Source organism: Rhodococcus aetherivorans (assembly GCF_025722975.1).
Classification (GTDB): Bacteria; Actinomycetota; Actinomycetes; order Mycobacteriales; family Mycobacteriaceae; genus Rhodococcus; species Rhodococcus aetherivorans.
The window spans coordinates 1-21877 of record NZ_CP106982.1 but is presented as its reverse complement, the minus strand read 5'-3'; the positions used below and the strand labels follow the sequence as shown (position 1 = coordinate 21877).

Sequence of the window (21877 nt, the reverse complement as noted above, 5' to 3'; positions counted from 1 at the left end):
GACCTCTCGCGTCAGACGGGCTCGAGCGGCCGGAACGGCCGGATGTCGTTGCCCGCGGGGCCGACCACGGCGGCGGAGGACTCGGGCATCTCGTTCCATGCGCCCGGCAGATCGCGGAGCGGTTCGGACACGACGAACCGGGCGTCGATGCCCAGACGATGGAACATCTCCACCTCGGGGTGCAGCTCGCGGAGCTTGGCGACCTCGGTGGAGTAGAACAGCGACCGGGTCCGGCCCTCGCTGGAGTAGCGGAACACCCAGATGGTGTCGCCGGCCGTGGTGGCCACGGTCATCTGCACGGGATCGTCGATCCCGCGGTGGCGGGCGACTTTCTCGACCATCCCGATCGCACGGCCGACCGCGGTGAACGGATCGTCCCGGAGACCGAACGTGAGAGCGAGGAAGAACAGCACCTCGGAGTCCGTGGTACCCGCGATGTCCGGGTACAGCGACGGATCCACGGCCATCATCAGTTCCCGCTTGATGTCCCGGAAGCCGAGGATCTCGCCGTTGTGCATCCACAGCCATTCCTCGTGCCGGAACGGGTGGCAATTGCTGCGCTGCACCTGCGTGCCGGTCGAGGACCGCACGTGCGCGAACAGCAGCGGGGTGCGGATCTGCCCGGCGATCTCCCGCAGGTTGTGGTTGTTCCACGCCGGATCGATGCTCTTGAACATCGCCGGTTCGGAACCTATTCCGTACCAGCCGATTCCGAATCCGTCACCGTTGGTGGTGGTGGCTCCGAGATGGGAGTGCAGGCTCTGGTCGATGAGTGAATGCTCGGGCTTGAACAGCAGATCCTCCACGAGGATCGGCTCGCCCGAGTAGGCCATCCATCTGCACACCCGACCATTGAAGCACCCGGGTGTCGCCCCCCGGGCCGGAAAGAAGGCAGTGGGCTCACCTGCGGTCACTGCATGCCGGTCCGCCGGAGATCGAGAATCACGCCCGTGGTGGCATCGTCGTCGACCGCAATGCCGCGGCTGCCACCGGGGACGATCACCGCTCCACCGTCGAGTCCCGTCCTGGCCCTACCCTCCTCGCGCCGGCGCGGTGGGGGTCGTCGCGACGGATGCCGACGTGCCGTTGCCGACGAGGCCGGAGGTGGGCGTCACCGGTGTGCGCTGGGCGGCCGCTGCCGCTGCCGCGGTGGCTTCGTGTTCGAGGAAGGTCTTCAGTTCGCCGATGGCACTCATCATGGGGGCCGGGAACACCACGGTGGTGTTCTTCTCGACCCCCAGCTCCACCAGGGTCTGCAGGTTGCGCAGTTGCAGGGCCAGGGGGTGGGCCATCATCGTGTCGGAGGCGTCTCCGAGCGCGGCGGCCGCCATCGACTCGCCTTCCGCCGCGATGATCTTGGCGCGCTTCTCCCGCTCGGCCTCGGCCTGGCGGGCCATGGCGCGTTTCATGCTGTCGGGAAGCTGGATGTCCTTCAACTCCACCAGGGTCACCTCCACGCCCCATTCGAGGGTGGACACGTCGAGGAATTCTCGAATGTGGACGTTGATGACGTCGGTCTCCGACAACGCCTCGTCGAGGGTGTGGCGGCCGACCACCCTGCGCAGCGTGGTCTGGGCGATCTGGTCGATCGCAGCGGCGACGTTCTCGATCGCGACGACCGACTTCACGGCGTCGATGACACGGAAATAGGCGACTGCGGAGATGTCCACGCTGACGTTGTCGCGCGTGATGATCCCCTGGGACTGGATCGGCATCGTGACGATCCGCAACGACACCTTCGTGAGGCGGTCGACGATCGGGATGATCAGATGCAGGCCGGGTTCCTTCACCCCGAGCAGCCGGCCGAACCGGAAGAGCACGCCCTTCTCGTACTGGGTGACGACGTGCACCGACTGCGACAACACGAACATCACCACGACGAGGAGCACGGCGGCGAGGATGATCCAGGTGGTCACGACGTTCCTCCCATCCCGCAGCAGGTCGCGGTTGCCTTCACCGTGCGCTCGTGGACCGCGGCCGGGAAGGGTCGAAAGTCACCGCCGGGGCGGATCGGCGAGTTCGAGACCTTCCGAGCCGCGTCCGTACGAGACCGCGCGCAACACCGGAGGAAACATACCCCCTCCGGTATATTGGTCGGGACGTGCTGTGAGAGGAGCGAGGAGATGGCATCGTCGGACTTCGTCGACGGGATCGAAGTGCTGTGGCGACCCGGGTGCCCGTTCTGTTCGCGGCTGCGCCGGGCCCTGCGCCGACGCGGCATCGACACCCGCGAGATCGACATCTGGCAGGACCGCGCGGCCGCGGCGCGGGTCCGTGCGGTCACCGGCGGCGACGAGACCGTGCCGACCGTCTTCGTGGGACGGGTCGCCCTGGTCAATCCCGGGGTGCGCGAGATCGAGGCCGCGATCGAGCGGGAACTCCCCGAGCGAGCCGGCGAACTGCTCCCGGCGCCGGTGTCTCGTCCCCGGAAGCTGTTGTCCCGCATCGGCTTCCCGCTCCGCGGCTGACGCGCCCGACCACCCGTACCGACGACCGAAGGAGTCGCAGTGCCGGAAAACCAACTCGACGAAGAACTCTGGGACGAGCGCTACCGTTCCCGTCCCGCGCTCTGGAGCGGTGAGCCGAACCGTCACCTCGTGGGGGAGGCGGCCGAACTCGAGCCCGGCCTCGCCCTCGACGTCGGCTGCGGCGAGGGCGCGGACGCCATCTGGCTGGCGCGGCGCGGCTGGCGGGTCGACGGCGTGGACGTGTCCGGCGTCGCCCTGCGACGCGCCGCCGAACACGCGGATCGGGCCGGCGCCGAGATCGCCGGGCGCATCACGTGGCTGCACGAGAATCTCACCGCGTGGGACCCCGGCCGGGGGCGGTACGACCTGGTCTCCGCGCAGTACATGCACCTGCCGCCACCGGAACGCGACGTCCTCTTTCGAGGGCTCGCGGAGGCGGTCGCTCCCGGCGGCACCCTCCTGATCGTCGGGCATCACCCCACCGACCTGCAGACCACCGTGCCGCGCCCGCCGCGGCCCGAGCTGTTCTTCACGGGAGCGGACGTCGTGGCGCTGCTCGATCCCGACGGCTGGGACGTCGTCACCGAGGCCGCCGTCGCGCGGTCGGTCACCGACCCGGACGGACGCGCCGTCACCGTGCACGACACGGTGGTCAGGGCCCGACGGCGCTGATCGCGCCACCACGTCGCGAACGTCGTCGTCGGGCGGTCTCCCTCAGGCCAGGGCGAGGAAGAGGCGCTCGAGTTGTTCCTCGGTGAGCCGGTCCGGGCACGTGTCGTCCTCCTCGTCGAGCATGCACCGACGAAGCTGCGCGGCAACGATCTTGAACCCGGCGCGGTCGAGCGCCCGGGAGACGGCGGCGAGCTGGGTCACCACGTCCCGGCACTCGCGGCCGGATTCGAGCATGGCGATCACGCCGGCGAGCTGCCCCTGCGCGCGGCGCAGCCGGTGCAGCACCTGCGTATCGGCTTCGGGGGTGACGGCGGTCCTGGGGACGGGGTCGACGGGAGTGTTCATCGCTGTGCTTCCTGCGGTAGGGGACGAGGTTCGAAGGGATACCCCATGGGGTACTTGACATACCCTAGGGGGTATGTGGCAGGGTTGTCCATATCGAGGACGAAATCGACCCATACGGAGGAACCACGATGATTCTCGAGCAGTACTACATCGAGTGCCTGTCGCACGCGTCGTACCTGATCGGTGACGAGGGCACCGGCCGGGCGGTGGTGGTCGATCCGCGCCGCGATGTCACCGAGTACCTCGACGACGCCGCGCGGCACGGGCTGCGCATCGAGGGTGTGATCAACACGCATTTCCACGCGGATTTCGTCTCCGGGCATCTGGAGCTGCTCGAGGCGACCGGGGCGTGGATCGGGTTCGGGGAGGCCGCCGAGGCGGACTACCCGATCCGGCGGCTGCGCGACGGGGAGCACCTGTCCCTCGGGGAGGTGGACCTCGAGATCCTGGCCACCCCGGGGCACACCTGGGAGTCGATCTCGGTGTTGGTGCGCGAGCATCCGGGGGCGACCCCGGCCGCGGTGCTGACCGGGGATTCGTTGTTCATCGGTGATGTGGGCCGTCCGGACCTGGTGAATCTGGGGGATTCGTCGACCGAGGATCTGGCGCGGGCGATGTACCACACGGTGCACGAGAAGCTGCTGACCCTGCCCGATGCGGTCACGGTGCTGCCCGCGCACGGTGCCGGCTCGTCGTGCGGGAAGAACCTGTCGACGGAGCTGACCTCGACGATCGGGGAGCAGCGGGTGAGCAATCCGTCGGTGCAGCCGATGAGCGAGGAGGCGTTCGTGGCGTTGGTCACCGAGGGGCAGCCGGCCGCGCCGGCCTACTTCTCGGTCGATGCCGGGTTGAACAAGAGCGTGCATCCGCTGCTCGATCGGGGGCGCACCATCCCGGAGCTGAGCCCGGCGCGGGTGCGGGCGGAGCTGGCCGCCGGGACCCGGGTGCTCGATGCGCGCGGTGTGGACGATTTCGCGGCGGGGCATCTGCGCGGGTCGGTCAACGTCGGGTTCGACGGCCGGTTCGCCGAGACCGGCGGGATGGTCGCCGAGGTGGGGGAGAAGATCGTGTTGATCACCTATCCGGGGGAGGAGCAGGACGCGGCGGTGCGGCTGGCCCGGATCGGGTCGGACAACGCGGCCGGTTATCTCACCGTCGATCACGACGGGGTGTTCCCGGCGGAGCTGGCGGATCTGGTGCAGACCGCGCCGCGGACCACCGTCGCGCAGCTCGACGAGTTGCTCGCCGCCGATGCGGTGACGCTGGTCGACATCCGTAATCCCGGTGAACGCGAGTTCGGGGTGATTCCGGGGGCGGTGCCGATCCCGTTGGCGCAGCTGCGGACCCGGCTCGGGCAGGTGCCGACCGGCAAGCCGATCGTGGTGCACTGCGCCGGTGGGTGGCGTTCGAGTGTGGCCGCGTCGCTGCTGCGGGCGCAGGGCTTCGACAACGTCTCGGACCTGCTCGGCGGTTACAACGCCTGGGCCGAGGCCCACGTCCCCGCCTGATCCCGCACCGTCCGAAATACGCGGCAGCCCGCCCCCTGGCCGACCAGGGGGCGGGCTGCCGTCGCTCTGCGCCGCACCCGTCCGGTCCGAAGAGGGGTCGTGATCGACTGGGATCATGCCCGGATGAGTCACCGACCCCGCGCAAGGAGCAGCAGATGACCTACTTCGAACGGATCGGTCCGGCCGCGTTCCGGCCGACCCACCACGTCAGCGGTGCCTGGAACCCGCAGGAGCAGCACATCGCGCCCGCACTGGGTCTGCTGGTGCACGCCGTGGAATGCGACCGTGACGCACGCCGCGACGACGGACTGGTCGTCGGCCGCCTGTCCTACGACATCCTCGGCACCGTCCCGGTCGACACGGTCGAGACCACCGTCACCGTCCTGCGTCCCGGGCGCACCATCGAGCTCGTCGAGGCCGTCCTCGCCCACGACGGTCGCGCCGTCGTACGGCTGCGGGCCTGGCTCATGCAATCCCGCCCCACCCCCGCGCTGGAGGCGACGTCGCTGCCGCGGATCGACCCGCCCGACGCCATGGCTCCCTGGGACGCCTCGACGGTGTGGCCGGGCGGGTTCATCGCCTCCACCGAGATCCGCCGCATCCAGCTCGAGCCCGGCCGGGCGGCGTACTGGGTGCGCACGCCGCTGCCCCTCGTGCTCGACGAGAAGGTCAGCGCGCTGGCCGGTGCCGCGGGACTGTTCGACATCGCCAACGGCATGACCGTGCGCGTGTCCCCGAAAGACGTCGCCTTCCCCAACGTCGACCTCACCGCCCACCTGTTCACCGAACCCCGGGGCGACTGGCTCGGCTTCGACACCACCGTCTCGTTCGGTCCCGAGGGCCTGGGGCTGACCAGCAGCGTCCTCCACGACACGCACGGCCCCGTCGGCACCGTGTCCCAGATCCTCACCGTCCGCCCCAACTGACGGCGAGGGCTGTCGCACCCGTGGGGCGAACTCGCCTCACGGTGTCCGCGACGGGCCCGGCCGGGCGCCGACATAGGCCGCGAGGTGCTCGCCGGTGAGGGTGGAGCGGGTGGTGACGAGGTCGGCGGGTGTGCCCTCGAAGACGATCCGGCCACCGTCGTGGCCGGCGCCGGGGCCGAGGTCGATGATCCAGTCGGCGTGCGCCATGACCGCCTGGTGGTGCTCGATGACGATGACGGACTTGCCGGAGTCGACGAGCCTGTCGAGCAGGCCGAGCAGTTGCTCGACGTCGGCGAGGTGGAGGCCGGTTGTCGGTTCGTCGAGGACGTAGACGCCGCCCTTCTCGGCCATCCGGGTGGCCAGCTTGAGTCGCTGCCGCTCACCGCCGGACAACGTGGTGAGCGGCTGGCCGAGGGTGACGTAGCCGAGCCCGACGTCGGCGAGCCGCTGCAGAATCTTGTGGGCCGCCGGGATCCGCGCCTCGCCGGCGCCGAAGAACTCCTCGGCCTCGGCCACCGGCATCGCGAGCACGTCGGCGATGCTCCGGCCGCCGAACGTGTACTCCAGCACCTCGGCCTGGAACCGCCTCCCCTCGCAGTCCTCGCAGGTGGATTCGACGGTGGCCATGACGCCCAGGTCGGTGTAGATGACTCCGGCGCCGTTGCAGGCGGGGCACGCGCCCTCGGAGTTGGCGCTGAACAACGCCGGCTTCACGCCGTTGGTCTTCGCGAACGCCTTCCGGATCGGGTCGAGCAGTCCGGTGTACGTCGCCGGGTTGCTCCGCCGCGAGCCCTTGATCGCCCCCTGGTCGACCGACACCACTCCGTCGCGCCCGGACACCGAACCGTCGATCAGCGAGCTCTTGCCCGAGCCCGCCACCCCGGTGAGGACGACCAGCACGCCGAGCGGAATGTCCACGTCGACGTCCTGCAGGTTGTGGGTGCCGGCGCCGCGCACTTCCAGCACACCCGACGGTGTCCGCACCGAGGGCTTCACCGACGCCCGGTCGTCCAGGTGCCGCCCGGTGAGCGTGCCACTGGCACGCAGCCCCTCGACGGTGCCCTCGAACACCACCTCGCCGCCCTCGGTGCCGGCGCGCGGTCCGAGGTCGACGACGTGGTCGGCGATCGCGATCGCCTCCGGCTTGTGCTCGACGACGAGCACCGTGTTGCCCTTGTCGCGCAGCTGCAGCAGCAGGTCGTTCATACGCGCGATGTCGTGCGGGTGCAGGCCGATGGTGGGTTCGTCGAACACGTACGTGACGTCGGTGAGCGAGGAACCGAGGTGGCGGATCATCTTGGTGCGCTGTGCCTCTCCTCCGGAGAGGGTGCCCGCCGGCCGGTCGAGTGAGAGGTACCCCAACCCGATCTCGGCGAACGAGTCGAGAAGGTGTTGCAGCCCGGTGAGCAGCGGGGCCACCGACGGTTCGTCGAGGCTCCGGACCCAGACGGCCAGGTCGCTGATCTGCATCGAGCAGACGTCGGCGATGTTCTTTCCCTTGATCTTCGACGACCGGGCCTCCTTGCCGAGCCGGGTGCCGTCGCACTCGGGGCAGGTGGAGAAGGTCACGGCCCGTTCCACGAACGCCCGGATATGCGGCTGCAGTGCGTCGACGTCCTTGGACAGCATCGACTTCTGGATCTTCGGGATCAGCCCCTCGTACGTCAGGTTGATCCCTTCGACCTTGATCTTGGTCGGCTCCTTGTACAGCAGGTCGTGCAGTTCCTTCCTGGTGTACTTGCGGATCGGTTTGTCCGGGTCGAAGAAGCCGCAGCCCCGGTAGATCCGGCCGTACCAGCCGTCCATGCTGTAACCGGGGATCGTGAGCGCACCCTCGTTGAGCGACAGACCGTCGTCGTACAACGCGGACAGGTCGAAGTCGGTGACCGCGCCCATCCCCTCACAGCGCGGACACATGCCGCCGAGCCGGGTGAAGGTCGCCCTCTCGGTCTTCGTCTTGCCGGCGCCGCGTTCGACCGTGATCGCACCGCTGGCCTTCACCGAGGGGACGTTGAACGAGTACGCGTTGGGCGAGCCGATGTGCGGCTGCCCCAGCCGGCTGAAGAGGATGCGCAGCATCGCGTTTGCGTCGGTGGCGGTGCCGACGGTGGAGCGGGGGTTCGAGCCCATCCGCTCCTGGTCGACGATGATCGCGGTCGTCAATCCTTCGAGGACGTCGACCTCGGGCCGCGCCAGCGTCGGCATGAAACCCTGCACGAAGGCGCTGTAGGTCTCGTTGATCATCCGCTGCGACTCCGCGGCGATGGTGCCGAACACCAGAGAGCTCTTGCCCGAACCGGAGACGCCGGTGAACACCGTCAGCCGGCGCTTCGGGATCTCGACGCTGATGTCCTTGAGGTTGTTCACGCGCGCACCGTGCACGCGGATCAGATCGTGACTGTCGGCAATGTGCGGCGCAGACGACCGCGTGTCCGTCCTCGTGGCCATGCTCATGGTGTCTCCATCTGCCGGGAAGGGAAAGCTCGAGTCAATGGTGACGTCCATGGCGGTCAGGCTAGGTGCGGCTCGGTGACTCCCGCTTCTCGATTCCTGATCGGTCTGGTCACCGTCTTCGCGACGCACGACGGCATCCCCGCCGCCGTGCGCGCGGCCTGACGCCGATAGACGCTGGGGGGCACACCGACCAATTCGGTGAAGCGAGTGCTGAAGGTCCCCAGCGACGCGCAGCCGACCGCGAAACACACCTCGGTGACGCTGAGATCGCCGCGACGCAACAGCGCCATCGCGCGTTCGATGCGCCGCGTCATCAGGTACGCGTACGGCGACTCCCCGTACGCGGCCCGGAACTGGCGGCTGAGGTGCCCGGCCGACATGTGCACGCCACGGGCGAGCGCCTCGACGTCCAGCGGCTGCGCGTACTCCCGATCGATCCGGTCACGGACGCGGCGCAGCCGCGCGAGGTCACGCAGGTGCTGCGCGTCAGCGGGTCTGCTGGTCACCCACGCGATCGTGCCACGTCGCAGCGGAGTTGCCCAGCGCTGCCGACCGCCCCCCCACGAGGCCGGATCGATCAGGAATCGAGAAGCGCGGGACACGGAGCCGCTCCTAACCTGCTCGTCATGGATATCACCATTCACACGAGCTTCCTGCCGCACGACGACCCGGACGCGTCGCTCGCCTTCTACCGCGACGTCCTCGGCTTCGAGGTCCGCAGCGACGTGGGGCAGGGCAGGATGCGCTGGATCACGGTCGGCCCGGCCGGTCAGCCCGACACGTCCCTCCTCCTGGCGCCGCCGGCCGCCGACCCGGGCATCACCGACGACGAGCGCCGCACTATCTCGGAGATGATGGCGAAGGGCACCTACGGCTGGATCCTGCTGGCCACCCGGGACCTCGACGCCACATTCGAAAAGGTGCAGGCCGGCGACACCGAGGTCGTCCAGGAGCCGACCGAACAGCCGTACGGCATCCGCGACTGCGCCTTCCGCGACCCCGCGGGCAACATGGTCCGCATCCAGGAACTTCGCTGAGACGTACGGGCGTCGATGCGGCCGTGCCGGCCGGCACGGCGACCACCGGCAACAAGGGCGGCAGCGCACCGTCGCAGAGGTGCCCGCCCTGCCGACGGCCCACCAGGGCCGCGCGGAAGACGGAGAGGGGAGTGCTCTCATGTGTCGGCCCGAATGGCGGCGTGCACGCGCCGACGCGCAGCGCCGGACCGATCTCGCGCGGCTGCGCCGCGTTCGCGACCGGATCGATCGGGAGTACGCGCAGCCGCTGGACGTCGAGGCGCTCGCCCGTGGCGTGCACATGTCGGCCGGGCACCTCAGCCGCCAGTTCCGGGCCGCGTACGGCGAGTCGCCGTACGCGTACCTGATGACGCGGCGCATCGAACGCGCGATGGCGCTGTTGCGTCGCGGCGATCTCAGCGTCACCGAGGTGTGTTTCGCGGTCGGCTGCGCGTCGCTGGGCACGTTCACCACCCGCTTCACCGAGCTGGTCGGCATGCCGCCCGGCGTCTTCCGGCGCCTGGCGGCGGATGTTGCGTCCGGCCATGACGATGCTGCGGGTACGGCCCGCGATGCGGGCTCTGCGGTCATGACGGGCGGGATGCCGGCGTGTGTGGCGAAGCAGGTGGCACGACCGGTCAGGAATCGAGAAGCCCCGGCCTGCAAGCAGTCCCTAGCGTGATGGTCATGACAACCACCGCATCCGACACGTCCATCGCATCTGTCACCCTCGAGGTGGCCGACCCCGAGACCGCCCACCGCTTCTACACCGCCTTCGGCGTGGACACGTACCTACGCCTGCGGGCATCCGAGTCGCACTCCACCGGATTCCGTGGCTTCACCCTGGCGCTCACGGTGTCCCGGCCGGCCACCGTCGACAGCTTCCTCGGCGCCGCCGTGGACGCCGGCGCCACGGTGCTCAGACCCGCCGCGAAGTCGCTCTGGGGCTACGGCGGAGTCGTCCAGGCCCCGGACGGGACGATCTGGAAGGTCGCGACCTCGGCGAAGAAGGACACCGGCCCGGCCACCTCTGAGATCGACGAGATCGTCCTGCTGCTCGGTGTGGAGGACGTGAAGGCCAGCAAGCAGTTCTACGTCGGCCGGGGCCTGACCGTGGCCAAGAGCTTCGGCGGCAAGTATGCCCAGTTCACTGCCGGCGAGTCCAGCCCCGTCAAGCTGGCGCTGTACAAGCGTCGCGGCCTGGCCAAGGACCTCGGCGTCCCCGCCGACGGCACCGGCTCGCACCGCATCGTCCTCGGCAGCACGGCCGGCCCCTTCATCGACCCGGACGGATTCGCCTGGGAGGCTGCCACATCGCTCACCCCCGCGCCGCCCGCGGTGCCTGCACAGTCCTGACCTGCCTCATCCCTGTTGTGAGAGGAAACCTGCCATGCAGCAAGCGAAGTCGTCCACCGAGAACTCCGGCGCGAGCGCCGAGCAGTACCACGGATTCACCGCCGAGGAGCGGGCCGCGATGAAGGAGCACGCGCAGGAGCAGAAGAAGGCGGCGGCGCGGCGCGGTTCGCGGGCGGAGAAGGAGGCGGCAGCGGAGCGGGACGTGCTCGCGAAGATCGCCGAGATGCCGGAAGCGGACCGGGTCCTCGCCGAGCGGATCCACGACATCATCAAGACCGCCGCTCCGGACCTCGCGCCGAAGCTCTGGTACGGGATGCCCGCGTACGCCAGAAACGGCAAGGTCCTCTGCCACTTCCAGAGCGCGCAGAAGTTCGGGTCGAGGTATGCCACGCTCGGCTTCAGCGACGAGGCGGCGCTCGACGACGGCGCCATGTGGCCGATCGCCTACGCCCTGAAGGAGCTGACCGCAGCCCAAGAACAGCGCATCAGCGCGCTCGTGAGGAAGGCCGTGGGCTGAGGCCGTCGGTGCCGGCGTTGCCTTGAACCCGATCGAGCCGAGCCGACGACCGTGACGAGGCGGACCGAGGTCAGGCGTTGCCGGGCCCGGTGGTGGCCGGTTCCACGTGGATGAAGGTCTCGGTGTGCGGCAGCACCGCGTCGATGGCCGCCTCGATGCGGTCGGCCATGTCGTGGGCGGTCCGCACGGTCCAGTCGCCCGGAACGGTCACGACGACGAACACCTGGCGTTGCCGGCCCGATTCGACGGTGCGCAGCGGCGCGAACTCGACCGGGCACTCGGCGCGGAACCGGTCCAGCACGGCGTTGACCTGGTCCTGTTCGTGCTGGGGGAGGGCGGCGCTGAGCAGGCCGCTGACCGAGCCGCGAAGCAGCCGGTATCCGGTCCACAGGATGTTGACACCCACGACGAGGGCCACGATCGGATCCAGGGGTTCCCAGCCGGTGACGGTGACCAGCACGATGCCGACGATCACTCCGGCGGAGGTCCACACGTCGGTCAACAGGTGCTTGCCGTCCGCGACGAGCGTGATCGAGCGGTGCGTGCGACCCACGCGCTGCAGGGTGATCCCGACGGCCAGGTTGATCAGGGAGGCGACGGTCGTCAGGGCCAGCCCGAGCCCGGGCTGGACGAGCGGAATCGGACTGATCAGGCGTTCGATCGCGGTCCAGACGATCGCGGTGGCCGCGACGAAGATCATCGCACCCTCGACCAGGGCGGAGACGTACTCGGCCTTGCCGTGACCGAAGTGGTGGCTGGCGTCCGGGGGCCGGGCCGCCACCCGCAGTGCGATCAGCGCCACCACTGCGGCGACGAGGTTGACCCCGGATTCGAGGGCGTCGGAGAGGAACCCGACCGAGCCGGTTGCCCACGCGGCGCTCGCCTTGAGGACGATGGTGACCACGGCGGCGGCCAGCGAGAGCAGCATGAAGCGGAACAGCAGCCGATCCTGCCGCTGCCGCGATTCGGGCGTCGACGTCGTCCCCATCCGGCTCCTCCCGGTCCGTCGGTCTCCTCGGTCGCGGAGCGCGCGGTCGGCGCAGAACGCGCCCGGACAGGTGTTCCCACTTCGGGGCGCGGGAACACCTGCGTCGGGTCGGACGGTGCGTCAGGCGGCCGTCGTGGCGTCGAGCAGCGCCTGACGCTGGTTGGCGCCGAGGCCTCCGATGCGGCGGGTGTCCGGGATCGACAGCTGCTCGAGGAGCTTGGCGGCCTTGACCGCGCCGACGCCGGGCAGCGCCTTGATCAGGGCCGAGACCTTCGTCTTCTTCACGACCTCGTCGGTCTCCGCCTTGTCGAGCACGGCCGAGACGTCGAGCTCTCCGGCCTTGACGGCGGCGAGCAGCTCGCTGCGGGCCTTGCGCACTTCGGCGGCCTTGGCGAGTGCGGCGGTGCGCTGTTCGTCGGTGAGAACGGGTGCTGGCATGACGGCCCCCTGTGTTGTCCGATGGTGAGCGGCCCCGGGCGAGGCTGCCGCGGCTGATGCTGCCAGGTCGGACCGACAATTCGTCGTTCCGGCACGCGGGGACGGCAGATCCGCGGGGTTCGCGGTGCGGATCCGGCCGATCCCGGCCCGTGCCCTGCGACTACGCTGTCACCGGTTCACGACCGGCGGGACGGAGTTGACGATGTGCGCGGCGAAGGCGGCTACGGTCGGGACCGGCAACGGCCGGCAGGCGATCCTCGACTCGGCGATGCGGAACATGAACGAGCGCGGGTACCACGGCACCTCGATGCGCGACATCGCCCGGGACGCCGACATCACCGTCGCCTCGATCTACCACCACTTCAAGTCCAAGCAGGAGATCCTGCAGGACATCATGACCCGGGCGCTGCACGATGCGATCGCCATGACCCGCGGGGCGTTGCTGCGGGCGGGGGGTTCGCCGGACGCGCAGCTGCAGGCGCTGGTGCGCGCGTGGGTCATGTTCCACACCACCCGGCAGCTCGATGCGCTGGTCGGTGCGACGGAACTGCGCAGCCTGAACGAGGCCGGCCGCCGGCTCGTCGTCGCGCTGCGTGACGAACAGGAGGGTCTGTTCCGCGACGTCGTCGAGCGGGGCGTCGAGGAGGGGGCCTTCGAGGTGGAGTTCCCGCGCGATGCGGTGCGCGGAATCATCAACATGGGCCAGTCGGTGTGCGCCTGGTGGCGGTCCGACGGGCCGCTGCGGCCGGAGGAGCTCGCGGACCGCTACGCGGATCTGGCCCTGGCGATGGTGCAGCACCGTCCCCGTCACGGCGGCCTCTCCGATTCCTAACGATTGATCGGCTGCCGCCTCTTCGGTGCTGCAGCATCTTCCTTCCGCATCGGCATTATCGCAGATGGGATCCCGTCCTTCGGTAGCCGTGTTGACACCGAACGCTCGTTCGGCGACTCTGTAGGTCATCCGAACGATCGTTTGGCCGACAGGCCTACGCAGGAAGGAATCCGCGATGACTGCATCGCCTGCGGGCGCCGTCGCCGACCTCGATCTCGACGCGCTGACCGTCCACCTGCAGCGCGTACTCGGCGGTGAGGTCACCGGCGCGCTCACCGCCTCCCTCATCGGCGGTGGCCGCTCCAACCCCACCTACCGGCTCGCCGACGACGAGCACGCATGGGTGCTGCGCCGACCGCCGTACGGGCACGTGCTGCCCAGCGCGCACGACATGCGGCGCGAGTTCACCGTCATCAACGCCCTCGGTGGCACGTCCGTCCCCGTGCCCCGCGCGGTGCACCTGTGCGAGGACGAGAGCATCCTCGGCGCGAAGTTCTATCTGATGGAACTCGTCGACGGCGTGGCCGTCGGTACCGTCGAACAGGCCTCGGCCCTCACCGCCGACGAGCGTCGCCGCCTCGGGTTCTCGCTCGCCGACACCCTGGCCGCGCTGCACGACATCGACCCCGACGCCGTCGGGCTCGGCAGCTTCGGCCGTCCGGACGGCTACCTCGAGCGCCAGCTCGGCCGGTGGGCGAAGCAGTGGGAGGCCTCTCGCCGCGTCGACCGGCCCGAGGTGGCGGTGCTGCTCGACAAGCTCCGTCGCGCGCTGCCGCAGACCCGCCACCCCGGGATCGTCCACGGCGACGTCAAGCTCGACAACGTCCTCGCCGCGCCGCAGGATCGCGGACGCATCGCCGCCGTGCTCGACTGGGAGATGGCCACCCTCGGCGACACCCTCGCCGACGTGGGAATCATGCTGAGCTTCTGGGATGTTCCCGGTGCGGCATACAACCCCATCACCCGCGGCCTCGCCACCCTCGACGGATTCCCCACCCGCACGGAGCTGCTCGAGCGCTACGCCGCCGCGCGCGGAATCGATCTCGCCGACATCGACTGGTACACCGTCTTCGCCGACTTCAAGATCGCCGTCATCCTCGAGGGCATCGGTGCCCGCCACGACCGGGGCGAGACGGTGGGGGAGGGCTTCGACGGCATCGCCGACATGGTCGGGCCGTTGCTCCGGCGCGCCCTCGATCTCGCTGCCACCTCGGCCCTTCCCGAACTGCGCCGCTAGGCGATCACTCCCTCAGAATCGGAGCAACAATGGATTTCGAATACAGCCCCAAGGTCCGCGAACTGCAGGACCGGCTCACCGGCTTCCTGCAGGAACGCATCCTGCCGGCCGAGCCGATCGCCGCGCAGCAGCTCGCGAGCAAGCCCGACTACTGGGGTGCCCCGCCGATCATGGCCGACCTCAAGGCTTCCGCCAAGCGGCAGGGGCTGTGGAACCTCTTCCTCCCCGAGGCGGGCGGGGCCGGCCTGACCAATCTCGAATACGCCCCGCTGGCCGAATTGACCGGATGGAGCCCGCATCTCGCCCCGGAGGCGCTCAACTGCGCCGCGCCGGACACCGGGAACATGGAGCTGCTCGCCCGATACGGCACCGACGCCCAGAAGCAGCAGTGGCTCGGCCCCCTGCTGGAAGGTGAGATCCGGTCCTGCTTCTCGATGACCGAACCCGACGTCGCCAGCTCGGACGCGAGCAACGTCCGCCTCGAGATCGCCGACGACGGCGACGAGTGGGTGCTCACCGGACGCAAATGGTGGTCCACCGCCGCACTGCGGGAGGACTGCCGCGTCGCGATGGTCATGGGGGTCACCGATCCCGGCGCTCCGGCCGGATCCCGGCACTCCATCGTGCTGGTCCCGATGGAGACGCCGGGCCTGGACATCGTCCGCTCCACGTCCGTGCTCGGGTTCGACGACCGGCATGAGGGCGGGCACGGCGAGATCGTCTTCGACCGGGTGCGGGTGCCCAAGGCGAACCTGCTCGGCCCGCGCGGCAAGGGATTCGCCGTCGCGCAGGCCCGCCTGGGACCGGGCCGGATCCACCACTGCATGCGCCTGATCGGCATGGCCGAACGCGCCGTCGCGCTGATGACGGAGCGGGCGCGCACCCGCGTCGCATTCGGCAGGCCGCTGGCCGACGAAGGGGTCGTGCAGGCCACTGTCGCCGACGCACGCATCCAGGTGGATGCGGCCCGCCTGATGGTGCTGCGCGCCGCGTGGCGGATGGATGTCGAGGGCGCCAAGGCCGCCCGGCACGACATCGCCGCCGCCAAGGTCATGGTGCCGCTGACGGTGAAGAAGATCGTCGACGACGCCATCCAGATCTTCGGCGGTGCGGGCCTGTCCCAGGACACACCGCTCGCAATGCTGTACTCGCAGGCGCGGTTCCTGCAGATCGCCGACGGCCCCGATCAGGTGCACCGCAGGTCCCTCGCTCGCGCCGAGTTCGCCGCGACTCCGGTGCTGCGCGAGGTCCGCGGATAGGACTACACCCCACCGCGACGACGACGGCAGGGTGAGTGCGGGCGGCAGGGGAGACGGCGAGCATCCACGCCGGAGTGTGCTCGTCGTGGCGGGGCCGCTCCTGCGCGCCGTCGACATCCGGATTCGCGACGAGAACGACGGCCGCCCAACACCGGGTGTGCAGGTGCCCCGAGGGATCGCACTCGGTCGGCCACACTCCGGCGTCGATCCGCGCGACTTCGGAACCGGTAGATCCACCACTCGCACCGGCCGGGCGGTGCGCAGCTCGTCGAGCACGCGCCCGCATGGACGAGGCGAGCACACCGGCAGCTAGTGACCTTCGCCGAGTCGCCCGGAGAGCCGGTCGAGGCGTTCGAGGCCGGCGCCGTCGAGGCCGACGATCTCGACGCTCTTACCTTTGTTGGCGTACTTGTGCCGGATCGCGTCGAGGGTGGCCACGGTGGAGGCGTCCCAGATGTCGGCGCCGGTCAGGTCGATGACGACGTTGCGCGGGTCGCCCACGTAGTCGAACTGGTAGATCAGGTCGTTGGAGGAGGCGAAGAACAGCTCGCCGTGCACCTTGTAGACACGGGTGTCGACCTTGCCGTCGTGGTCGGTGTCGGCTTCGGAGACCTTCTCGATGCTGGTCAGGTGGGCGACCCGGCGGGCGAAGAGCACCATCGCGGTGACCACGCCGAGGATCACCCCGATCGCGAGGTTGTGGGTGATCACGGTCGCGGCGACCGTCACCAGCATCACGAGGGTTTCGCTGCGCGGCATCAGCTTCAGGGTGCGCGGGGCGATGCTGTGCCAGTCGAGGGTGGCGACCGACACCATGATCATCACCGCCACGAGGGCGGCCATGGGGATCAGGGCGACGACGTCACCGAGGGCGACGACGAGGATCAGGAGGAACACCCCGGCCAGGAAGGTGGAGATGCGGGTGCGGGCCCCGGAGACCTTGACGTTGATCATGGTCTGGCCGATCATCGCGCAGCCGCCCATGCCGCCGAAGAATCCGGTGACCAGGTTGGCAACCCCCTGGCCCCAGCCCTCACGGGTCTTGTTCGAGTGGGTGTCGGTGATGTCGTCGACCAGTTTGGCGGTCATCAGGGATTCGAGCAGGCCGACCAGGGCCATCGCGAGCGCGTAGGGGGCGATGATCGCGAAGGTCTGCGTGGTCAGCGGCACGTCGGGGAGGAACAGCGCCGGGAGGGACTCGGGCAGCGCACCCTCGTCGCCGACGTTCGGCACGTCCCAGCCGAAGGCGAGCACGGCGGCGGTGAGCACCGCGATCGCCACCAGCGGCGCCGGGACCACGGAAGTGAGCTTGGGGAGGAACACCATCACGCCGAGTCCGACGGCGACCAGCGGGTAGACCAACCACGGGACGTCGATCAGGTGCGGCAGCTGGGCGGTGAAGATCAGGACGGCCAGGGCGTTGACGAAGCCCACCATGACGCTGCGCGGGATGAACCGCATCAGCTTGGCCACTCCGAGGACCGACAGCACCACCTGGAACAGGCCGCCCAGGAGGACGGTGGCGACGAGATAGTCGAAGCCGTGCTCGCGGGCCACCGGCGCGACGACCAACGCGATCGCGGCGGTGGCGGCAGAGATCATCGCCGGCCGGCCACCGACGATGGAGATCGTCACGGCCATGGTGAACGAGGCGAACAGCCCGACCCGCGGGTCGACGCCGGCGATGATCGAGAACGAAATCGCCTCCGGGATCAGTGCCAGGGCCACGACCAGGCCGGCCAGGATCTCGGTCTTCAGGCGTTTCGGGGAGCGCAGGGCGGCGCGCACCGAGAGGACGGGATCGTCGTCCGCCTCGTGGACCGCCGGCGCGTTGCCGGCAGGAGTTGTCCCGGCAGGAGTTGTCACAGTCGTGTCTTCTTTCCATGAGAAGCCGGGGGCGACGCCCCCGCGCGGGCGGGACGGCATCGTCTCGTCCGCGGAACCCGCAGAACTCTACCCTCCGGTGAGGGTAGAGTTCGAATCGAGGGTCGGGCCGCTCGCTACGGTGGAGGCGCGACCGGGAGGAAAGGGTGCGGCTGTGACTATCGATTCGGGGCATATGCAGATCGGGCAGGTGGCTGCGCGCACCGAGCTGTCGATCAAGACCATCCGTCACTACGACGAGGTCGGCCTGGTCACCCCGTCCGCCCGCAGCGCCGGCGGGTTCCGCCTCTACACCGAGGACGACGTGCAGCGCCTGCTGGTGATCCGGCGGATGAAACCGCTCGGGTTCACCCTCGACGAGATGCGCGCGTTGCTCGCCGCTCTCGATCGGATCGCCGCCGCCGCGACCTCCGGGCAGGGGGCCGCCGACGCACGCGGCGTGCTGGCGGAGTTCCATCGGCGGGCCGAGGACAGTTGCGCTCGTCTGCGCACGCAGCTCGCGTACGCGGAAGAACTCACCACCATCCTGGGTGAGCACGCCACCGGAGCCTGACCCTGCCGTCGGCGTCGGCGGTGACTGCGCCGAGGACGGGCACCGGATCCCGCGCCCGCCGGCGACCGCGTCGCCGGCATCGATTTCGATGTGGACGTGACCGCCCGCGGACAGCGGCCCCGACGCGACCGCATCGAACTGAGCTGTCACCGGGATGCCGTGCAGTGGGCGGCCGCCGACACGTTCGGCTGTAGCGGCTACTGCGGGCGCAGTGGAGCGAACTGGAACCGCTGCTGCGGCCGGGACGGCTGCGGGCTGCCGAACCGGCGAGAACGCACCCGCGAACCGACGACGACTCGGCCTGCCGCGTTCGCAACGAGCGGCAGGCCGAGTCGTTTTCGTCGTCGACCGGGTTTCCCGGCCCGGCGTCACACCGGTGTGTCGACGAAGCGCTCCTTCAGCTTGCGCTTGACCAGCTTGCCGGTCGGTGTCCGGGGCATGTCGTCACTGAACACGATCCGGCGCGGGAGCTTGTACTTGGCGAGGCGACCGCGGAGGTGGTCGGCCAGTTCGGCGGCGAGCGCGTCGTCGCCGTCGAAGCCGGGGGCCGGTTGGATCACCGCGGTGACGATCTCGCCCATCTCGGCATCGGGCACCCCGATCACGCCGGCGTCGAGGACCTTGGGGTGCTCGACGAGCGCGTTCTCGATCTCCTGCGGGTAGATGTTGACTCCGCCGGAGATGATCATGAACGAATCACGGTCGGTGAGGAACAGATACCCGTCCTCGTCCAGGTAACCGACGTCGCCGGTCGTCGTCCACGCCGGGTGGTGCGGGTGCTGGGCGTCGCGGGTCTTCTCCGGTGCGTTGTGGTACTCGAACGGCAGCAGGTCGCGTTCGAAATAGATCGTGCCGATCTGCCCCGCCGGCAGTTCTTCGCCGTTCTCGCCGCAGATGTGGACGACGCCGAGCGCGGCCCGGCCCACCGTGCCGGGTTTGCGCAGCCATTCCTCCGTGTCGACGAGGGTGAGGCCGTTGAGTTCGGTGGAGGAGTAGTACTCCGACAGGATCGGGCCCCACCACGCGATCATCTGCCGCTTGACCTCGACCGGGCAGGGGGCCGCGGCGTGCACGGCGACCTGCAGGCTGGACACGTCGTAGCGGGAGCGCACGTCCTCCGGCAGTTTGAGCATGCGCACGAACATGGTGGGCACCCACTGGCTGTAGGTGACCCGGTACCGCTCGATGTATTCGAGGGCCTTCTCGGGGTCGAAGCGGCCCATCACGACGACCGTGCCGCCGAGGGCCTGCACCGCGGCGCAGGTGCGCAACGGTGCCGCGTGGTACAGCGGTGCGGGGGACAGGTACACCGTCTCCGGATTTACGCCCCACACCGAGGCGTTCATGGCGGTCATCGTGTCACCGGGTTCGTGAACCTGGCGGTCGGGCAGCGCGGGCTTGATGCCCTTGGGGCGGCCCGTGGTGCCGGACGAGTAGAGCATGTCCGCCCCCCGGGGCTGATCGGCGGGCGCGGCATCCGACGCGGCGGCCGCGGCCGCGTCCAGGTCGGCGTATCCGGGGAGCGTGCCACCGAAGGCGAGCCGGTGTTCGGTGTTCGGCAGCAGAGTGGGAAGCACCCGGGCGATCTCCTCCAGCGCGGCGTCGACGAGCACGGCCTTCGCGCCGCAGTCGTCGACGATGTAGGCGGCCTCGCCGGGAGTGAGATGCCAGTTCACCATCGTGACGTAGAGGCCCGACCGCATTGCCGCCCAGTAGATGTCGAACACCCGGGGAGTGTTGGTGGCGAGCACCGCGACGTGGTCTCCGCGGCGCAGTCCCAGCGTGCGGAGGTGGCGGGCGATGCGGATCGAGTTGGCTTCGAGCTCGGCGAAGGTGACCGTCCGGCCGGTGTCGGCCATGATCACGGCCGGCTTGTGCGCAGTGGTGTCGAGGTAGGCACCGGGATACATGGGGTCTCCAGTGTTCGTTCGGGCGGAGAGTCAGTGGCGCCCGGGAGGGCAGTGGCGCCGAAGGGTCAGTGGCGCCGAAGGGTCAGTGGCGCCGAAGGGTCAGTGGCGCCGAAGGGTCAGTGGCGCCGAAGGGGCAGTGGCGCCGAAGGGTCAGTGGCGCCGGGAGGTCAGGCGCGACGACGGGCGAGGGCCACCAGGCAGGCGAGGGCGAGGACCGAGAGCGCCGCGATGAGCAGCCCCACGCGCCAGAGGTTGGCGACCTCCCCGTTGATCAGCGCGACCATTGCCATGGGCGCCATGCCGCCGAGGATCGATGCCGCCTGGTACCCCAGGGACGCTCCGGAGTAACGGATCTCCGGGGGGAAGAGTTCGGCGAACAGGGCGGCCTGCGGCCCGGTCTGGAACGACATCACCACGCAGGAGACGATCAGCGCGACGGCCAGCGGCCAGATGTCCTCCGACGAGGACGCCCCGATGAGCAGCCACATCGGCACGGCCCACAGGCCCATGCCGACGATGCCGATGCCGTAGATCAGCTTGCGGCCGTAGCGGTCCGACAGGTAGGCGGTCAGCGGCACCATCGGCACGAGTACACCCGCGGCGATCAGGATGATCGCCAGCACGTCCGAACGGGTGATGCCGAGGTTGGTCGTGGCCACCTGCACCGAGCCGGTGATGGTGATGTAGAACATCACGATGCCGACGAGATAGGTGCCGCCGGCCATGAGCACGGTGCCGCTGTTGTGCCGGAGGACTTCGAGGACCGGGGAACGCCGCTGGGCCGGCGCGGCCGCGAGCTTGGCCTCCACCTGCTGGAACTCGGGGGTCTCCTCGAGGTAGCGGTGGATGGCGAAGGCGACGAACAGCATGAACAGGCTGATCCAGAACGGCACGCGCCAGCCCCACGAGGTGAACGCCTCGGGCGAGACCGCCCACGCCACCGCCAGGAAGACCGCGTTGCCCATCACCACGCCGATCGGGATGCCGAGCTGGGCGAAGCTTCCGTAGAAGCCGCGGCGATGGGCCGGGGCGTACTCGGTGGCCAGCAGGACCGCGCCGCCCCACTGCGCCCCGACCGCCAGTCCCTGGCAGATGCGCAGCAGGACGAGCATCGCGGGGGCGAGCCAGGTGATCGACGTGTTCGGCACGAAGCCGATCAGGGTGGTCGCGACACCCATGAGCAGGATGGCGGTCACGAGTACCGGCTTGCGCCCGTACTTGTCGCCGAAGTGGCCCGAGACGATCCCGCCGATGGGGCGGGCGACGAAGCCGACCGCGACGGTGGCGAACGAATTGAGCGCGGCCACGACCTCGCTGCCGGTGGCGAAGAACGTCTTGTTGAACACGAGCGCCGCGGCGGTGGCATAGATGAAGAAGTCGTACCACTCGAGGGAGGTCGACACCGCGGCAGCGAACGCGGCCTTGCGGGCCGCCCGGCGCGAGTGCGGCGGGGCGGCGGGTGGCGGAGAGCTGGGCGCCGTCTCCTGCGCCTGTGGAACCGAGGGGGTGGCCAT

Annotated in this window: 22 protein-coding genes; 12 read left to right on the top strand and 10 right to left on the bottom strand. The window is 69.6% G+C overall.

What is annotated here, in order from left to right; all coding sequences use genetic code 11:
* Positions 1-11: 11 nt before the first annotated feature.
* Together OCS65_RS00110 and OCS65_RS00105 are read right to left on the bottom strand one after the other, a co-directional pair.
* Complete coding sequence (locus OCS65_RS00110) at positions 12-833, bottom strand: class II glutamine amidotransferase (RefSeq protein WP_006940434.1); 822 nt, start codon at positions 831-833, stop codon at positions 12-14.
* Between the two features lie 198 nt (positions 834-1031).
* On the bottom strand, positions 1032-1916 hold the full coding sequence (locus OCS65_RS00105; RefSeq protein WP_263508365.1) for a slipin family protein: 885 nt from the start codon (positions 1914-1916) through the stop codon (positions 1032-1034).
* A 207-nt stretch (positions 1917-2123) separates the two neighbouring features.
* Here OCS65_RS00105 and OCS65_RS00100 point away from each other — a divergent pair, with 207 nt between their 5' ends.
* On the top strand, positions 2124-2468 hold the full coding sequence (locus OCS65_RS00100) for a glutaredoxin domain-containing protein (protein WP_263508363.1): 345 nt from the start codon (positions 2124-2126) through the stop codon (positions 2466-2468).
* A gap of 39 nt (positions 2469-2507) precedes the next feature.
* Positions 2508-3140 carry a class I SAM-dependent methyltransferase gene (locus tag OCS65_RS00095; RefSeq protein ID WP_102800064.1) on the top strand — a complete coding sequence of 211 codons (633 nt, stop codon included), beginning with the start codon at positions 2508-2510 and terminating at the stop codon, positions 3138-3140.
* 42 nt (positions 3141-3182) lie between these two features.
* Here the strand turns inward: OCS65_RS00095 and OCS65_RS00090 are convergent, their stop codons facing one another.
* Positions 3183-3485 carry a metal-sensitive transcriptional regulator gene (locus tag OCS65_RS00090; RefSeq protein ID WP_006940428.1) on the bottom strand — a complete coding sequence of 101 codons (303 nt, stop codon included), beginning with the start codon at positions 3483-3485 and terminating at the stop codon, positions 3183-3185.
* A 128-nt stretch (positions 3486-3613) separates the two neighbouring features.
* On the opposite strand from OCS65_RS00090, the gene OCS65_RS00085 reads away from it, so the two are divergent.
* Positions 3614-4993 carry an MBL fold metallo-hydrolase gene (locus tag OCS65_RS00085; RefSeq protein ID WP_006942079.1) on the top strand — a complete coding sequence of 460 codons (1380 nt, stop codon included), beginning with the start codon at positions 3614-3616 and terminating at the stop codon, positions 4991-4993.
* A 155-nt stretch (positions 4994-5148) separates the two neighbouring features.
* Positions 5149-5919, top strand: a complete 771-nt coding sequence (locus OCS65_RS00080) for a thioesterase family protein (protein ID WP_263508359.1) — start codon at positions 5149-5151, stop codon at positions 5917-5919.
* Positions 5920-5955: 36 nt separating this feature from the next.
* Here the strand turns inward: OCS65_RS00080 and OCS65_RS00075 are convergent, their stop codons facing one another.
* Entirely contained in the window at positions 5956-8373 is a 2418-nt protein-coding gene (locus OCS65_RS00075; protein ID WP_373566492.1) for an ATP-binding cassette domain-containing protein, read from the bottom strand.
* 56 nt (positions 8374-8429) lie between these two features.
* Positions 8430-8879, bottom strand: coding sequence for a helix-turn-helix transcriptional regulator (locus tag OCS65_RS00070; RefSeq protein WP_029546973.1), 450 nt, complete (start codon positions 8877-8879; stop codon positions 8430-8432).
* A gap of 120 nt (positions 8880-8999) precedes the next feature.
* Here OCS65_RS00070 and OCS65_RS00065 point away from each other — a divergent pair, with 120 nt between their 5' ends.
* From OCS65_RS00065 to OCS65_RS00050, 4 genes are all read left to right on the top strand, one after another.
* Positions 9000-9410, top strand: coding sequence for a VOC family protein (locus OCS65_RS00065; protein ID WP_050034359.1), 411 nt, complete (start codon positions 9000-9002; stop codon positions 9408-9410).
* Positions 9411-9549: 139 nt separating this feature from the next.
* On the top strand, positions 9550-10071 hold the full coding sequence (locus OCS65_RS00060) for a helix-turn-helix transcriptional regulator (RefSeq protein WP_102800187.1): 522 nt from the start codon (positions 9550-9552) through the stop codon (positions 10069-10071).
* 5 nt (positions 10072-10076) lie between these two features.
* Positions 10077-10745 (top strand): VOC family protein, encoded by a 669-nt coding sequence (locus tag OCS65_RS00055; protein ID WP_065923572.1) that lies wholly within the window; start codon positions 10077-10079, stop codon positions 10743-10745.
* A 34-nt stretch (positions 10746-10779) separates the two neighbouring features.
* Positions 10780-11262, top strand: a complete 483-nt coding sequence (locus OCS65_RS00050; RefSeq protein WP_065923206.1) for an iron chaperone — start codon at positions 10780-10782, stop codon at positions 11260-11262.
* 70 nt (positions 11263-11332) lie between these two features.
* On the opposite strand, the gene OCS65_RS00045 is transcribed toward OCS65_RS00050, so the two are convergent.
* Entirely contained in the window at positions 11333-12250 is a 918-nt protein-coding gene (locus OCS65_RS00045; protein WP_029546978.1) for a cation diffusion facilitator family transporter, read from the bottom strand.
* A gap of 120 nt (positions 12251-12370) precedes the next feature.
* Positions 12371-12688, bottom strand: coding sequence for an integration host factor, actinobacterial type (gene mihF, locus OCS65_RS00040; protein WP_006944561.1), 318 nt, complete (start codon positions 12686-12688; stop codon positions 12371-12373).
* A 202-nt stretch (positions 12689-12890) separates the two neighbouring features.
* On the opposite strand from mihF, the gene OCS65_RS00035 reads away from it, so the two are divergent.
* The 3 genes from OCS65_RS00035 to OCS65_RS00025 all read left to right on the top strand — a co-directional run bounded on the left by OCS65_RS00035 (position 12891) and on the right by OCS65_RS00025 (position 16016).
* Positions 12891-13520, top strand: coding sequence for a TetR/AcrR family transcriptional regulator (locus OCS65_RS00035; protein WP_044476384.1), 630 nt, complete (start codon positions 12891-12893; stop codon positions 13518-13520).
* 175 nt (positions 13521-13695) lie between these two features.
* Complete coding sequence (locus tag OCS65_RS00030; protein ID WP_029546980.1) at positions 13696-14757, top strand: phosphotransferase family protein; 1062 nt, start codon at positions 13696-13698, stop codon at positions 14755-14757.
* Positions 14758-14786: 29 nt separating this feature from the next.
* Positions 14787-16016, top strand: coding sequence for an acyl-CoA dehydrogenase family protein (locus tag OCS65_RS00025; RefSeq protein WP_006944558.1), 1230 nt, complete (start codon positions 14787-14789; stop codon positions 16014-16016).
* A gap of 309 nt (positions 16017-16325) precedes the next feature.
* Here the strand turns inward: OCS65_RS00025 and OCS65_RS00020 are convergent, their stop codons facing one another.
* The gene (locus OCS65_RS00020) at positions 16326-17942 is read right to left on the bottom strand and encodes a SulP family inorganic anion transporter (RefSeq protein WP_006944556.1); all 1617 of its coding nucleotides are present in this window, start codon (positions 17940-17942) and stop codon (positions 16326-16328) included.
* Between the two features lie 133 nt (positions 17943-18075).
* On the opposite strand from OCS65_RS00020, the gene OCS65_RS00015 reads away from it, so the two are divergent.
* Entirely contained in the window at positions 18076-18453 is a 378-nt protein-coding gene (locus tag OCS65_RS00015; protein ID WP_006944555.1) for a MerR family transcriptional regulator, read from the top strand.
* Between the two features lie 368 nt (positions 18454-18821).
* Here the strand turns inward: OCS65_RS00015 and OCS65_RS00010 are convergent, their stop codons facing one another.
* Complete coding sequence (locus OCS65_RS00010; protein ID WP_102800185.1) at positions 18822-20363, bottom strand: acyl-CoA synthetase; 1542 nt, start codon at positions 20361-20363, stop codon at positions 18822-18824.
* Between the two features lie 167 nt (positions 20364-20530).
* Positions 20531-21877, bottom strand: coding sequence for an MFS transporter (locus OCS65_RS00005; protein WP_185713440.1), 1347 nt, complete (start codon positions 21875-21877; stop codon positions 20531-20533).

Excerpts from the sequence above, each read along its gene's own strand:
- OCS65_RS00060 (WP_102800187.1), top strand. The coding sequence starts at position 9,550 with ATGTGTCGGCCCGAATGGCGGCGTGCACGCGCCGACGCGCAGCGCCGG.
- OCS65_RS00005 (WP_185713440.1), bottom strand. The coding sequence starts at position 21,877 with ATGGCCACCCCCTCGGTTCCACAGGCGCAGGAGACGGCGCCCAGCTCT.
- OCS65_RS00080 (WP_263508359.1), top strand. The coding sequence starts at position 5,149 with ATGACCTACTTCGAACGGATCGGTCCGGCCGCGTTCCGGCCGACCCAC.
- OCS65_RS00100 (WP_263508363.1), top strand. The coding sequence starts at position 2,124 with ATGGCATCGTCGGACTTCGTCGACGGGATCGAAGTGCTGTGGCGACCC.
- OCS65_RS00075 (WP_373566492.1), bottom strand. The coding sequence starts at position 8,373 with ATGAGCATGGCCACGAGGACGGACACGCGGTCGTCTGCGCCGCACATT.
- OCS65_RS00050 (WP_065923206.1), top strand. The coding sequence starts at position 10,780 with ATGCAGCAAGCGAAGTCGTCCACCGAGAACTCCGGCGCGAGCGCCGAG.
- OCS65_RS00025 (WP_006944558.1), top strand. The coding sequence starts at position 14,787 with ATGGATTTCGAATACAGCCCCAAGGTCCGCGAACTGCAGGACCGGCTC.
- OCS65_RS00020 (WP_006944556.1), bottom strand. The coding sequence starts at position 17,942 with ATGCCGTCCCGCCCGCGCGGGGGCGTCGCCCCCGGCTTCTCATGGAAA.
- OCS65_RS00015 (WP_006944555.1), top strand. The coding sequence starts at position 18,076 with ATGCAGATCGGGCAGGTGGCTGCGCGCACCGAGCTGTCGATCAAGACC.
- OCS65_RS00035 (WP_044476384.1), top strand. The coding sequence starts at position 12,891 with ATGTGCGCGGCGAAGGCGGCTACGGTCGGGACCGGCAACGGCCGGCAG.
- OCS65_RS00065 (WP_050034359.1), top strand. The coding sequence starts at position 9,000 with ATGGATATCACCATTCACACGAGCTTCCTGCCGCACGACGACCCGGAC.
- OCS65_RS00090 (WP_006940428.1), bottom strand. The coding sequence starts at position 3,485 with ATGAACACTCCCGTCGACCCCGTCCCCAGGACCGCCGTCACCCCCGAA.
- mihF (WP_006944561.1), bottom strand. The coding sequence starts at position 12,688 with ATGCCAGCACCCGTTCTCACCGACGAACAGCGCACCGCCGCACTCGCC.
- OCS65_RS00085 (WP_006942079.1), top strand. The coding sequence starts at position 3,614 with ATGATTCTCGAGCAGTACTACATCGAGTGCCTGTCGCACGCGTCGTAC.
- OCS65_RS00045 (WP_029546978.1), bottom strand. The coding sequence starts at position 12,250 with ATGGGGACGACGTCGACGCCCGAATCGCGGCAGCGGCAGGATCGGCTG.
- OCS65_RS00010 (WP_102800185.1), bottom strand. The coding sequence starts at position 20,363 with ATGTATCCCGGTGCCTACCTCGACACCACTGCGCACAAGCCGGCCGTG.
- OCS65_RS00110 (WP_006940434.1), bottom strand. The coding sequence starts at position 833 with ATGGCCTACTCGGGCGAGCCGATCCTCGTGGAGGATCTGCTGTTCAAG.
- OCS65_RS00030 (WP_029546980.1), top strand. The coding sequence starts at position 13,696 with ATGACTGCATCGCCTGCGGGCGCCGTCGCCGACCTCGATCTCGACGCG.
- OCS65_RS00055 (WP_065923572.1), top strand. The coding sequence starts at position 10,077 with ATGACAACCACCGCATCCGACACGTCCATCGCATCTGTCACCCTCGAG.